This is a genomic window from Streptomyces sp. NPDC039465 (genome assembly GCF_055639315.1).
The window spans coordinates 83,187-96,161 of the sequence record NZ_JBVKAP010000006.1 but is presented as its reverse complement, the minus strand read 5'-3'; the positions used below and the strand labels follow the sequence as shown (position 1 = coordinate 96,161).

Here is a 12,975-nt window from a genome sequence, read left to right as displayed (position 1 = left end):
ATGGCGTCGGACGAGAGGGACCCCGGCGGCCGCGCGGCGGGCCGGGGCCGCCGCACCGAGCGGGGCCCGCGCGCTGCCCTGACCCTCCAGGACATCCACGGCGGCCGCAACACCATCGGGAACGTCTACCACGGCGGTTACACCCACACCACGTACGTCCAGGGCGCTGACGCCCTGCCCCTGCTCGCCGGCACGATCAGCAAGGAACGCATCGCCGCCGTCGCCCGCGAGTACGCCCCCGGCCCCCGGCACGGCCACGCCCGGCAGGTCCTCGACGAGCAGCGCGTCGCCGTGCTGCGCGGACAGCCGGGCACCGGGCGCACCACCGCGGCGATCCGGCTGCTGTCCGAGGCCACCGACCGGGAGATCTTCCGGCTGCCGGAGACCGCGGCCCCGATGGACGAGCTGGCCCGCCACTCCGGCCCCGGCGGCTTCGTCCTGCCGCTGGCCAAGGACGGCGAGCCGCTGACCCGCACCACCCTGGAGGCGCTGGGCGCGCTGCTCCACGAACGCGATCAGTACGCGGTGATCGTCACCGACTACGGCGTACGCCTCAGCGACGTACCCAGCGTCGCCTGGGAGCCGGCCGCCCCACAGGTCGTCCTCGGCCGGCATCTACGGCTGCGGCTCGGCGACGACACGTACCACCGGCACGGACAGGGACTGCTCCAGCTCCCGGAGACCGAGGCCTTCCTCGACTCGCCGCCGCGGCCGCGGGACTGCCGGGAGTACGCCGCCATGCTGGCGGAGCACCACCGCGGCACCGTCCCCCGCCAGGCACTCGCCGCCTACGCGGTCCGTACCGACCGCAGAAGGGTCGCCGACGCGCTGGGCAACTCCCATGTCTCGCTCTGGGACAAGGCGTTCCTCATCGCGCTCGCCTTCCTCGGCCCGGCGCCGTACCCGCTGCTCGTCGAGTGCGGCGATCAGCTCGCCGAGCTGCTGTACGCGAGGGAACGCGGCCGCCCGGAACCGCGCGGCACCCTCTTCGACCCGGACCGGCTGCCCCGGCTGCTCGGCCTGGCCCACGCCGAGCTGATCCCGGCCGAGGGCACGCAGTGGGAGGGGCACCCCAGGGAGCTCGTCGCGTTCCGCGACGCGGACGACGTCCTCCATGTGCTGTCGCAGATCTGGTTCGAGCACCCGGTCGTCCGGGGCCCGCTCAAGGAATGGCTGGGCGGTCTCGTGCCCCTGGAGGAAAACCCCGCGGTGCCGCCCCATCTGCTCGACCCCACCGAGACCGCCCTGATGGAGGGCCTGGGGGCGCTGACCGCCCTGGATCCGCGCGGGGTGGCCAGGCCGATGCTCGTCGACTGGGCGGGGAGCGAGAACGATTCGACCGCGGCGGTCGCGGCGAACGCGCTGGGCTGGGCCGTGGGGGGTGACCGGACGCGGGGCACCCAGGTCCTGGAGCTGCTGCGGGACTTTCCCGAACGCGGTTCGCACTACCGCTGGGCGGCGCTGATCACCCTTCAGTGGTTCGACGGAACCCGCCATGGGGAGGTGCTCGACCTGCTGGAGCCGCTGATCTGGCCGCAGGAGCCCGAGCCGGACGAGGACGGGGCGGTGACGGAGGCGAGCCTGCACGGCACCGCCGGATACGTCCTGTCCGAACTCGGCGTGACGGCGGACCCCGAGGGTGTCGCCGACATCGTCGCCCGGGTGCACGCGTGGATCACCCACCCCGAGGCCCGGCGGCAGCAGATCGCCCTGGAGGTCCTGTGCCGGGCCCACGCCTGCACGCTGGACGACTACCCCGACGCCGAGCCCCTGCTGTTCGACGTACTCCTCGACGCCGAGTTCTCGTTCCCCGAGCGGACCAGGCGGGAGGCCCGCGCGATCTGGCACCGGGCGCTGCACGAGCCGGCGAACGAGCCGCATCTGATCACCGCGCTCGCCGCCACGCTGCGGCACGCCCGCGCCCGCGACGACCTGCACCGGCTCGCCGTGGACCGCCCCGACCGCGTACGACTGGCGGCGGTCCTGACCGCCCTGGGGGCGGAGCATCCCGACGTGGACGAAGACGCCGCACGCCTGCGCGCCGCCCTCGCGGCCGCGCCGGACCCGACCGGAGGTACCCCATGACCGCGACCGATCTGGCCGTCCGGCTCCTCGACGAGACCCGGCGGGAGATCTCCCAGGCTGATGTGAAGGCCTTCGGCCTGCTGACCGTGGCCGGCACCACCGGGGCCGTGGCCGCCGGGGCCCTCACCGGAGCGCACTGGCAGCCGGGGCGCCTGAGCTGGCCGGCCGAGACCCTGTGGTGGACGGCCTGCGCCGGCTGGCTCCTCGCGCTGCTGCTCCTGCTGGCCGCGGTCACCCCACGCCAGCTACGGGCCGACTGGAGCCCGGGCCATCCCGTCGCCTACTTCGGCCACGTCCACCGCACCGGCGGCGGCGCGACCCTGACCGCCGCGCTCCGGGAGACGGCCGACGACCCCCTGACCGCCCTCACCGCCGAACTCCACGCCGTAAGCCGCATAGCCGTCGCCAAACTCCGCTGCGTCCACGCGGCGGTCCTCGCCTACGTGACCGCGGTGCTACTCCTCGTCCTGGCGGCCCTGATCGGCTGAGCCCAAGGCGTCCCCCGCCACGGGCTCAGCCTCGGCTCAGCACTCGATGATGTTCACCGCGAGACCGCCCCGCGCCGTCTCCTTGTACTTGACCGACATGTCCGCGCCGGTCTCCTTCATGGTCTTGATGACCTTGTCGAGGGAGACCAGGTGGCTGCCGTCGCCGCGCATCGACATCTTCGCCGCCGTGACCGCCTTCACCGACGCCATGCCGTTGCGCTCGATGCACGGGATCTGCACCAGACCGCCGACCGGGTCGCAGGTCAGGCCCAGGTTGTGCTCCATGCCGATCTCGGCGGCGTTCTCCACCTGCTCCGGGCTGCCGCCCAGGACCTCGGCGAGGGCGCCCGCCGCCATCGAGCAGGCCGAGCCGACCTCGCCCTGGCAGCCGACCTCGGCGCCCGAGATGGAGGCGTTCTCCTTGAAGAGCAGGCCGACCGCGCCCGCGGCCAGCAGGAAGCGGACCACGCCGTCCTCGTCGGCACCGGGGACGAAGTTCATGTAGTAGTGCAGCACCGCCGGGATGATGCCCGCGGCGCCGTTGGTCGGAGCGGTGACGACCCGGCCGCCCGCGGCGTTCTCCTCGTTCACGGCCATCGCGTAGAGGGTGATCCACTCCATGGCGTGCGCGGCCGGGTCGCCCTCGGAGCGCAGCTTGCGGGCGAGGGTCGCGGCGCGGCGGCGGACCTTCAGACCGCCGGGCAGGATGCCCTCGCGCGACATGCCGCGCGAGACACAGGCCTGCATGACCCGCCAGATCTCCAGGAGGCCCTCGCGGATCTCCTCCTCGGTGCGCCAGGCCTTCTCGTTCTCCAGCATCATCGCGGAGATCGACAGACCGGACTCCTTGGCCATCCGCATCAGCTCGTCACCGGTGCGGAAGGGGTACTTCAGCACGGTGTCGTCGAGCTTGATCCGGTCCTCGCCGACCGCGTCCTCGTCGACGACGAAGCCGCCGCCCACGGAGTAGTACGTCTTCTCCAGGATCAGGGCGCCCTCCGCGTCGTACGCGAAGATCGTCATGCCGTTGGCGTGGTACGGCAGCGCCTTGCGGCGGTGCAGGATCAGGTCCTCGTCGAAGTCGAAGCCGATCTCGTGCATGCCGAGGACGTTGATCCGCTTCGCCGTCTTGATCCTCTCGACCTGCTCGTCGGCGGTCTCGACGTCGACGGTGCGCGGCGAGTTCCCCTCCAGGCCCAGCAGGACGGCCTTCGGGGTGCCGTGGCCGTGGCCGGTCGCGCCCAGCGAGCCGTACAGCTCGGCCCGTATGGAGGCGGTGTGCGCGAGCAGGCCCTCGTTCTTCAGGCGGCGGGCGAACATCCGGGCGGCGCGCATCGGGCCCACGGTGTGGGAGCTGGACGGGCCGATGCCGATCGAGAACAGGTCGAAGACCGAGATGGCCACGGGGGACTCCTTGTGGGGGAAGACGCCGTTGTCTGCCGGGGTGGTGCAGAGGCGGTGCGATGGGGGTGCTGAGGGGGGGAGCAAGGGCCGGGGCACCGCGCTCACCGTCCAGTGTGCGGGGTGCCCCGGATGTCACGTACGAACTAAAGCGTACGAAATTACTTCAGGAAACCGACAGACCGGGGTACAGCGGGTGCTTCGCGGCCAGCGCGGACACCCGGGCCTTCAGGGCCTCGGCGTCGTAGTCCGGCTTCAGGGTCTCCGCGATCACGTCCGCGACCTCGGTGAAGTCCTCGGCCTGGAAACCGCGGGTGGCGAGCGCCGGCGTACCGATGCGCAGACCCGAGGTGACCATCGGGGGACGCGGGTCGTTCGGGATCGCGTTCCGGTTGACCGTGATGCCGACCTCGTGGAGCCGGTCCTCGGCCTGCTGGCCGTCGAGCGCGCTGTTGCGCAGGTCGACCAGGACCAGGTGGACGTCCGTACCGCCGGAGAGCACCGACACGCCGTGCTCGGCGACGTCGGAGCGGACCAGGCGCTCGGCGAGGATGCGGGCGCCCTCCACGGTGCGCCGCTGGCGCTCCTTGAACTCCTCCGAGGCCGCGACCTTGAAGGAGACCGCCTTGGCCGCGATCACGTGCTCCAGCGGGCCGCCCTGGAAACCGGGGAAGACCGAGGAGTTCAGCTTCTTCGCGAACTCCTTCTTCGCCAGGATGATGCCGCCGCGCGGGCCGCCGAGCGTCTTGTGCGTGGTGGAGGTCACCACGTCCGCGTACTCGACCGGGTTCGGGTGCAGACCGGCGGCGACCAGGCCCGCGAAGTGGGCCATGTCGACCCACAGGTAGGCCTCGACCTCGTCGGCGATCCGGCGGAACTCCGCGAAGTCCAGCTGGCGCGGGTACGCCGACCAGCCCGCGATGATCACCTTCGGGCGGTGCTCCTTGGCCAGGCGCTCGACCTCGGCCATGTCGACCAGACCGGCGTCGTCGACGTGGTACGCGACCACGTTGAACTGCTTGCCGGAGAAGTTCAGCCGCATGCCGTGGGTGAGGTGACCGCCGTGGGCCAGGTCCAGGCCGAGGATCGTGTCGCCGGGCTGGGCGATCGCGAAGAGCGCGGCCTGGTTCGCGGAGGCGCCGGAGTGCGGCTGCACGTTCGCGTACTCGGCCCCGAACAGGTCCTTGATCCGGTCGATGGCGATCTGCTCGGCCACGTCGACGTGCTCGCAGCCGCCGTAGTAGCGGCGGCCCGGGTAGCCCTCGGCGTACTTGTTGGTGAGGACCGAGCCCTGCGCCTCCATGACGGCGACCGGAGCGAAGTTCTCCGACGCGATCATCTCGAGGGTGGACTGCTGGCGGTGGAGCTCGGCGTCGACAGCGGCGGCGACGTCCGGGTCCAGCTCGTGGAGAGGGGTGTTCATAAGCGACATCGGGAGGATCCTTAGCTGCCGGAGAACTCGGTGTACTCGTCCGCGGTGAGCAGGTCGTCCGGCTCACCGGTCACGCGCACCTTGAAGAGCCAGCCGCCCTCGAGCGGAGCCGAATTCACCAGCGACGGGTCGTCCACCACGTCCTGGTTCGTCTCGACGATCTCGCCGGTCACCGGGGAGTACAGGTCGCTGACGGACTTCGTGGACTCCAGTTCGCCGCAGGTCTCGCCCGCGGTCACCGTGTCACCGACCGACGGGAGGTCGGCGTAGACGACGTCACCGAGCGCGTTGGCGGCGAACTCCGTGATGCCGACCGTCGCGACGCCGTCGACGGCGTCCGACAGCCACTCGTGCTCCTTGGTGTAGCGCAGCTGCTGGGGGTTGCTCATGGCCTGAATTCTCCTGTACGCGGGGGAGTGCTGATGAACGGGGAGTGATCTGCTGGACGAGACGTGCTCAGTGTCACTTCTGGCGCTTGTAGAACGGCAGCGCCACGACCTCGTACGGCTCGTGGGTGCCGCGGATGTCCACGCCGACACCCTGCGTGCCCGGCTCGGCGTGCGCGGCGTCCACGTACGCCATGGCGATCGGCTTGCCCAGCGTCGGGGAGGGGGCGCCGGAGGTGACCTCGCCGATCACCTTGCCGTCCGCCACCACGGCCATGCCGGCGCGCGGGACCCGGCGGCCCTCGGCGATCAGGCCGACCAGCTTGCGCGGCGGGTTGGTGGCGGCGCGCTCGGCGGCGGCCTCCAGGGCGGCGCGGCCGACGAAGGCCCCGCCGTTCGAGGTCTTCTCGAACTTGACGACCCGGCCGAGGCCGGCGTCGAACGGGGTCAGCGAGGTGGTCAGCTCGTGCCCGTACAGCGGCATGCCCGCCTCCAGGCGCAGCGTGTCCCGGCAGGACAGCCCGCAGGGGACGAGACCGGCGCCCTCGCCGGCCTTGGTCAGCGCCTGCCACAGCTCGACGGCGTGCTCGGGGGCGACGAAGAGCTCGAAGCCGTCCTCGCCGGTGTAGCCGGTACGGGCGATCAGCGCGGGGACCCCGGCGACCGTGCCCGGCAGACCGGCGTAGTACTTCAGGCCGTCCAGGTCGGCGTCGGTGAGGGACTTCAGGATGCCCGGGGACTCGGGGCCCTGCACCGCGATCAGGGCGTACGCGTCGCGGTCGTCCCGTACCTCTGCGTCGAAGCCGGCCGCGCGCTCGGTCAGCGCGTCCAGGACGGTCTGCGCGTTGGAGGCGTTGGCGACGACCATGTACTCCTGGTCCTGGAGGCGGTAGACGATCAGGTCGTCGAGGATGCCGCCGTCCTCCTGGCAGATCATCGTGTACCGGGCGCGCCCGACACCCACCGTGCCGATGTTGCCCACCAGCGCGTGGTCCAGCAGGTCGGCGGCCTGGGCGCCGGTGACCGTGATCTCGCCCATGTGCGAGAGGTCGAAGAGACCGGCCTTGGTGCGGACGGCGTTGTGCTCGTCGCGCTCACTGCCGTACCGCAGCGGCATGTCCCAGCCCGCGAAGTCGGTCATGGTGGCGCCCAGCGCACGATGCGTGGCATCGAGGGCGGTCAGACGGGGGGCGTTGCTCATGGTGATGTGGCTCCCGGGTCCCAAGGCATGGAAGGGCATGACTGGCGAGGACAATCCTCCCCATCTGTCATCGAACCTGAGAGGTTCACCACGACCCGTACGTACATCAGGTCATGACTTGCACCTTGGGTGGAGCCGCCGGGCGGCTCGCTTTTCAGATCTGCCTCATCCACGCGGTACGGGGCCTGAGAGATTCAAGGGAGGAACTTGCTCCTTCGGCGTCCGGATGCCGTCGTACGGTCCGGAACTCTCCCGCGCGGATTCAAGCGGCCGGTATGAGGTTGTGAGCGCGCACACATGTGCGTGCGCGCTTGGCGCGCACATCATTGCACGAGGGGTCTCATCGGCAAATCGCCTGTGGCCCATTACCCTTTCTTTACACTCCATGGGCAAGGGTCCCACGACCCGACAGGGGGAGTAGCGATGACGTTGCAGCGAGCCGGTGCCTACGTGACGACCGCGGGCCTGCCCACGCCGCGCGGGCAGGTCGCCGCGGGGGCGAAGGCGCCCGTGCTGCGCGACCTGAGGGACCGCGGGGGGCGCGGCCCGAGGGCCCTGCACTTCGCCGACGGCGACGTGGTCGTGGTCTCCGGGCTGCCCGGCAGCGGCAAGTCCACGCTGATCCGGCGCGCGGCCGAGGGGCGGGGCATCGACTCCCAGGACGCCCGTGAGCGCTGGGAGGCGATGATGCCGCGCCGGGTGCCCTACGCCGTCTACCGCCCGCTGGCCCGGATCGCCCACTACGCCGGACTGCGCCGGGCGCTGCGCTCCGGTCGCAGCGTCGTCGTGCACGACTGCGGCACCCAGAGCTGGGTCCGCCGCTGGCTGGCCCGCGAGGCCCGCCGCCGCGGCCGTGACCTGCATCTCGTCCTGCTCGACGTCACGCCCCAGACGGCCCGCTCCGGGCAGCGGGAGCGGGGCCGCGGCGTCTCCGGCTACGCCTTCACCCGCCACCGCCGCGCGGTCGCCCGCCTCCTGCGCGACGCCGAGGCCGCCCGCCTCCCACGCGGCTGCGCCTCCGCCACGCTCCTGGACCGGGACGCGGCGACGGCCCTGCACCGGATCGCGTTCCGCACGGAGCTCTGACGGCGGCGGGCTCCGAGGGGTCGGCTCCGGCGCACACCCCCGCCGGCCGGAGGAGATCGTCGCCGCCGGGAACCGGAAGCCGCCGCTCACTGTCCTTTTGGGCACACCAGGCCCCCGCGCCGCCGCCACGGCGTTAGGGTGCTGCCGCAGGACGAGCGCCAGAAAGGGACTCCGTGGACATCGCATGGCCGGGCAACGAGCTCGAAGAGGTGCTCGCCGCCTCGCTCGGCAACCCCTCCGCAGGGGCCAGGCTCGTCGAGGTGCTGGGGCGCAGCCAGATCTGGGTGCCGCTGCCGAGCGGCGGCGGCCCCGACAGCACGGACCTCGACCTGCCCACCATGGAGATCGACGGCCTGCCGTACGTCCCGGTCTACAGCTCCGAGCAGCAGTTCCGGCACTGCGTCGGCAGCCACATGTCGTACACCGTCGCCCCCGCCCGTGACTTCGCCCGCGGTCTGCCCCCGCAGCTCGGCATCGCCGTGAACCCCGGCGGCGCCGTCGGCGCCCCCCTGCCCCCGCCCGCCGTCGCCGAGCTCTGCCGGACCGGCCGGACCCCGCTCGACGGGCCCGCGAGCGGCGGCCGGGTGCGGCTCTTCGAACCGGACTGGCAGGACGACCCGGTCGACTTCCTCTCCGCCGCGGGCGACGAGTTCACCGCCCTCGGTACCGTCCGCACCGCCCGCCGCGCCCTCGCCAGCATCGAGGGCGACGCCCCGAACCTCCTGGTCGGCGTGGAGATCGACGGCCACGACCGGAGCGCGCCGCTGGACGCGCTCGGCCGCGCCCTGGCCCGGACCACCGTCCCCTGGCCGGTCAATCTGGTCCTCCTGGACATCGCGCAGGACCCGCTCGGCGACTGGATGCTGGAGAAGGTGCGCCCCTTCTACCAGCGTGCCTACGTATAACCGCGCATAAGCTGGACGCCGGACGGTGGATCGAAGAGGGGCGGAACCCAGAGTGAGTGCGTCAGGCACCGCCGCGGCCGGGCAGGTCGAGCACATGCTGCGCCAGGTCACGCCCGGACGCTACGACGCGTACGAGGCGCTGCTGCACGCCCTCGCCGACGGCCAGGTCTGGATGCTGCTCTGGCACGGCCAGGCCGGAGCCCCCGACGCGCAGTACGGAAACATGGAGGTCGACGGCCTCGGCTACGCGCCCTGCGTCACCTCCGCCCAGGAGCTCGCCGCCTCCGGCTGGAACCGCGCCCATGAGGTGATCTCCGGCCACGACATCGCCCGCGCCCTCTACCCCGACCGCTGGGGCATCTGGCTCAACCCGCACGCCCCCGGCGGCGGCGTCGGCATCCCCTGGGCGGATCTGCGCCGGATCGCCACCGGCCTCGACCGGATGCCGGCCGGCCCGCTGCGGCTGTCCGAACCCGCCATCGAGATCCCGCAGTTCTACGCCCTGCTCACGCAGAACGCCCACCGCACCCCCGCGGTCCGCTCCCTGCGCCGCGCCTGGGTGCAGCCCGCGCTCGGCTCCCCGTACCTCGCCATCGGTCTCGATCTGTACGACACGAGCCAGGCCTCGGTCGACTCCGTGCACGCGATGATGCGGCAGTCGATCGCCGCCGTCCCGGACGGACTGCCGGTCTCGACGGTCGCGATGTCCGACGACTTCGACCCCGTCACGATGTGGCTGCGGGCCAACACCCGCCCCTTCTACGACCGCGACGCCCATGTGGCGCCCCAGCCGGGCGGCGGAGGCTACGGCTACCCCAATTAGCCGTCTCGGCGTACCAGTTGCGCTATGTCCCCATCTGGTGGATTAGTGGCCGAGATGGTCCGCTCACATGATTCCGGCGTCCGGATAACGGAAGCCCACGCACCGCATCACGGTTGAGCAAACATTCCTCGTCAGGTCTGGCGGGTGATCGCAAACCCGTTGAAGACTCCCGGCTAACGAAGAGCCGTCGGCCCTTTGTGCGAGTCGCATCACATGCGGCGTTCTGGGTAATTTCCGCACCATCGGCATCACTTGCGCCACCTGATGCGAGGAGCCGTTGCAGCGGCGGGTACGGGCCGGTCACCGCCGGCCGGGAGGGGTCAAGGCACTGTGACCGCACCGATCGAGACCACCGGATCGGCTGCCGAGGCGCAGCCGGAGGCAGTACTCACGGGGGCCAAACAGAGCCAGATCGAAGGCCGTTCCCTCGGTCAGATCGCCTGGGCGCGCTTCAAGCGCGACAAGCTGGCGGTCGCCGGTGGCGTGGTCGTTCTTCTGCTCATCCTGCTCGCCGTGCTGGCCAAGCCCATCCAGTGGGTCTTCGGCCTGGACCCGAACGCCTTCAACCAGGACCTGATCGACCCCGCCCTCCTGGCCCCCAAGGGTGCCTGGGGCGGCATGAGCTGGGACCACCCGCTCGGTGTCGACCCGCAGTTCGGCCGGGACATCCTCGCCCGCATCATCGAGGGCTCCTGGGTCTCCCTGCTGGTCGCGGGCGGTGCCACCGTCCTCTCGGTGGTCATCGGCGTGGTCATGGGCATCATCGCCGGCTTCTACGGCGGCTGGGTCGACACCGTGATCAGCCGGATGATGGACACCTTCCTGGCATTCCCGCTCCTCCTCTTCGCGATCTCCCTCTCGGCCACCCTGCAGGACGGCGCGTTCGGCCTGAGCGGACTGCCTCTGCGGATCAGCGTGCTGATCTTCGTGATCGGCTTCTTCAGCTGGCCGTACATGGGCCGCATCGTGCGCGCCCAGACGATGAGCCTGCGCAACCGCGAGTTCGTCGAAGCGGCCCGCTCGCTCGGCGCGCGCGGCCCGTTCATCCTCTTCCGGGAGCTGCTGCCGAATCTGGTGGCGCCGATCCTGGTCTATGCCACGCTGCTGATCCCCACCAACATCCTCTTCGAGGCGGGTCTCAGCTACCTCGGCGTCGGCATCGCTCCGCCGCAGGCTTCCTGGGGCGGAATGCTCACCACAGCGGTCGACACCTACCAGGCCGATCCGCAGTACATGTTCGTGCCGGGCCTGGCGATCTTCATCACGGTCCTGGCCTTCAACCTGCTGGGCGACGGGCTGCGAGATGCCCTCGACCCTCGCAGCAAGTAACCAACGAATGAGGGGGCTTTCCTCAGGTGAAGACTAGAAAAGCGACTCTTCTGGTCGCCACGACTGTGGTGCTGGCGCTGGGGGCGTCCGCGTGCGGTGGTTCCAGCAACGACAAGGGGGGCAAGGGCGGCTCGGGCACCAAGGACGCCGCGCTGACCTCCATCGTCAACAAGTCCGACAAGAAGGGCGGCACGGTCTCGTTCGAGTTCTCCGACGAGCCGGACTCCCTCGACCCGGGCAACACCTACTACGGCTGGGTGCAGAACTTCGCCCGTCTCTACGGCCGTACGCTGACCTCCTTCAAGCCGGCCGCCGGCAAGGAAGGCCTGAAGGTCGTCCCCGACCTCGCCGAGTCCCTGGGCAAGCCCAGCGCCGACGCGAAGACGTGGACGTACACCCTCAAGAAGGGTCTGAAGTTCGAGGACGGCACGCCGATCACCTCGAAGGACGTCAAGTACGCCGTCGAGCGCTCGAACTTCTCCCCCGAGGCGCTGTCGAACGGCCCGACGTACTTCAAGGCCCACCTCATCGGTGGTGACAAGTACCAGGGTCCGTACAAGGACAAGAACCCGGCCGGTATCGCCTCCATCGAGACGCCGGACGACCACACCATCGTCTTCAAGCTGAAGAACGCCTTCGCGGACTTCGACTACCTCGGCACCTTCTCGCAGACGGCCCCCGTGCCGCGCAAGGCCGACAAGGGCGCCGAGTACGTCAAGAAGATGGTCTCCTCGGGCCCGTACAAGTTCGAGTCGTACGAGGAGGGCAAGGGCGCGACCCTCGTCCGCAACCCCCAGTGGGACCCGAAGACCGACCCGATCCGCCCGGCCCTGCCGGACAAGATCACCGTCCGCTTCGGCGTCAAGCAGGAGACGGTCGACTCCAACCTGATCGCCGACAACATCACCGTCGACGGCGCCGGCACCGGTGTCGCCCCGGCCACCCAGCCGAAGGTGCTCACCGACGCCAAGCTGCAGAAGCAGACGGACAACCCGTACGCGGGCGCCACGTCCTACATCGGACTCAACGTCAACGTCGCACCGTTCAACAACATCGAGTGCCGCAAGGCCGTCCAGTGGGGCATCGACAAGGCCTCGGTCGCGGCCGCCCAGGGCGGTACGCCCAAGGGTGACCCGGCCACGACGCTGATCCCGCCGAGCGTCGCCGGCTACACCAAGTTCGACCTGTACCCGACCGAGGGTCACAAGGGCGACATCGCCAAGGCCAAGGAGCACCTGAAGAAGTGCGGCCAGCCGAACGGCTTCTCGACCAACCTGTCGGCCCGCTCCGACCGGCCCGCCGAGATGGCCATGGCCACCGCCGTCCAGGCCTCGCTGAAGAAGATCGGCATCACCGCCGAGATCAAGTCCTTCCCGGCCGGTAAGTACTTCCAGAACTTCGCGGGCAACCCGAGCTACGTGCACGCCAACAAGCTCGGCATGATCATGACCGCGTGGGGCGCCGACTGGCCGACCGGCTTCGGCTTCCTCGACCAGATCGTCAACGGCTCGGCCATCAAGCCGTCCGGTGGCAACAACGTCCAGGAGCTGAACGACCCGAAGGTCAACAAGCTCCTCAACGACGGCATCGCCACCACCGACACCGCCGCCCGCGAGAAGGTCTGGGGCGAGGTCGACAAGGCCGTCATCGAGGGCGCGACCGCGGTCCCGCTGGTCTACCGCAAGAACCTGCTCCTGCGTCCCGAGTCGGCGACCAACGTCACCATCACCGAGGCCTACCTCGGTATGTACGACTACCTGCTGATGGGCTCCGCCAAGTAGCGGCGGGTCCTCACCCCGAGAGTTCGAAAGGCAGGTGATGGCTCCGGTGTCCGCCGGG

General features: G+C 70.6%; 11 protein-coding genes and 1 riboswitch. Of the genes, 7 read left to right on the top strand and 4 right to left on the bottom strand.

Features of this window, described 5'->3' with window-relative positions:
* Together ACZ7LT_RS20875 and ACZ7LT_RS20870 are read left to right on the top strand one after the other, a co-directional pair.
* Complete coding sequence (locus ACZ7LT_RS20875; RefSeq protein ID WP_471237552.1) at nucleotides 1-2,085, top strand: hypothetical protein; 2,085 nt, start codon at nucleotides 1-3, stop codon at nucleotides 2,083-2,085.
* Nucleotides 2,082-2,573, top strand: a complete 492-nt coding sequence (locus tag ACZ7LT_RS20870) for a Pycsar system effector family protein (RefSeq protein ID WP_471237551.1) — start codon at nucleotides 2,082-2,084, stop codon at nucleotides 2,571-2,573. Before ACZ7LT_RS20875 ends, ACZ7LT_RS20870 begins: the two co-directional genes overlap by 4 nt.
* 36 nt (nucleotides 2,574-2,609) lie before the next feature.
* Here the strand turns inward: ACZ7LT_RS20870 and ACZ7LT_RS20865 are convergent, their stop codons facing one another.
* The 4 genes from ACZ7LT_RS20865 to gcvT form a co-directional block, all read right to left on the bottom strand.
* The gene (locus ACZ7LT_RS20865) at nucleotides 2,610-3,977 is read right to left on the bottom strand and encodes an L-serine ammonia-lyase (protein WP_471237550.1); all 1,368 of its coding nucleotides are present in this window, start codon (nucleotides 3,975-3,977) and stop codon (nucleotides 2,610-2,612) included.
* A gap of 163 nt (nucleotides 3,978-4,140) precedes the next feature.
* Nucleotides 4,141-5,406: a serine hydroxymethyltransferase gene (locus tag ACZ7LT_RS20860; RefSeq protein WP_471237549.1), complete on the bottom strand. Its 1,266-nt coding sequence runs from the start codon at nucleotides 5,404-5,406 to the stop codon at nucleotides 4,141-4,143.
* An 11-nt stretch (nucleotides 5,407-5,417) separates the two neighbouring features.
* On the bottom strand, nucleotides 5,418-5,795 hold the full coding sequence (gene gcvH / locus ACZ7LT_RS20855) for a glycine cleavage system protein GcvH (RefSeq protein ID WP_471237548.1): 378 nt from the start codon (nucleotides 5,793-5,795) through the stop codon (nucleotides 5,418-5,420).
* Nucleotides 5,796-5,868: 73 nt separating this feature from the next.
* A complete protein-coding gene (gcvT, locus tag ACZ7LT_RS20850) occupies nucleotides 5,869-6,993 on the bottom strand; it encodes a glycine cleavage system aminomethyltransferase GcvT (protein WP_471237547.1) in 1,125 nt (374 codons plus the stop codon).
* 164 nt (nucleotides 6,994-7,157) lie between these two features.
* Nucleotides 7,158-7,258, bottom strand: a riboswitch (glycine riboswitch).
* 158 nt (nucleotides 7,259-7,416) lie between these two features.
* On the opposite strand from gcvT, the gene ACZ7LT_RS20845 reads away from it, so the two are divergent.
* The 5 genes from ACZ7LT_RS20845 (at nucleotide 7,417) to ACZ7LT_RS20825 (ending at nucleotide 12,917) form a co-directional block, all read left to right on the top strand.
* A complete protein-coding gene (locus tag ACZ7LT_RS20845) occupies nucleotides 7,417-8,079 on the top strand; it encodes an AAA family ATPase (RefSeq protein WP_471237546.1) in 663 nt (220 codons plus the stop codon).
* 173 nt (nucleotides 8,080-8,252) lie between these two features.
* The gene (locus ACZ7LT_RS20840) at nucleotides 8,253-8,984 is read left to right on the top strand and encodes an enhanced serine sensitivity protein SseB (protein WP_471237545.1); all 732 of its coding nucleotides are present in this window, start codon (nucleotides 8,253-8,255) and stop codon (nucleotides 8,982-8,984) included.
* A 52-nt stretch (nucleotides 8,985-9,036) separates the two neighbouring features.
* Nucleotides 9,037-9,807, top strand: a complete 771-nt coding sequence (locus ACZ7LT_RS20835; protein ID WP_471237544.1) for an enhanced serine sensitivity protein SseB C-terminal domain-containing protein — start codon at nucleotides 9,037-9,039, stop codon at nucleotides 9,805-9,807.
* A gap of 330 nt (nucleotides 9,808-10,137) precedes the next feature.
* Entirely contained in the window at nucleotides 10,138-11,136 is a 999-nt protein-coding gene (locus ACZ7LT_RS20830; RefSeq protein ID WP_471237543.1) for an ABC transporter permease, read from the top strand.
* A gap of 26 nt (nucleotides 11,137-11,162) precedes the next feature.
* Nucleotides 11,163-12,917 carry an ABC transporter substrate-binding protein gene (locus ACZ7LT_RS20825; protein ID WP_471237542.1) on the top strand — a complete coding sequence of 585 codons (1,755 nt, stop codon included), beginning with the start codon at nucleotides 11,163-11,165 and terminating at the stop codon, nucleotides 12,915-12,917.
* Nucleotides 12,918-12,975: the final 58 nt, after the last annotated feature.

Excerpts from the sequence above, each read along its gene's own strand:
- ACZ7LT_RS20875 (WP_471237552.1), top strand. The coding sequence starts at position 1 with ATGGCGTCGGACGAGAGGGACCCCGGCGGCCGCGCGGCGGGCCGGGGC.
- ACZ7LT_RS20870 (WP_471237551.1), top strand. The coding sequence starts at position 2,082 with ATGACCGCGACCGATCTGGCCGTCCGGCTCCTCGACGAGACCCGGCGG.
- ACZ7LT_RS20860 (WP_471237549.1), bottom strand. The coding sequence starts at position 5,406 with ATGTCGCTTATGAACACCCCTCTCCACGAGCTGGACCCGGACGTCGCC.
- gcvH (WP_471237548.1), bottom strand. The coding sequence starts at position 5,795 with ATGAGCAACCCCCAGCAGCTGCGCTACACCAAGGAGCACGAGTGGCTG.
- gcvT (WP_471237547.1), bottom strand. The coding sequence starts at position 6,993 with ATGAGCAACGCCCCCCGTCTGACCGCCCTCGATGCCACGCATCGTGCG.
- ACZ7LT_RS20845 (WP_471237546.1), top strand. The coding sequence starts at position 7,417 with ATGACGTTGCAGCGAGCCGGTGCCTACGTGACGACCGCGGGCCTGCCC.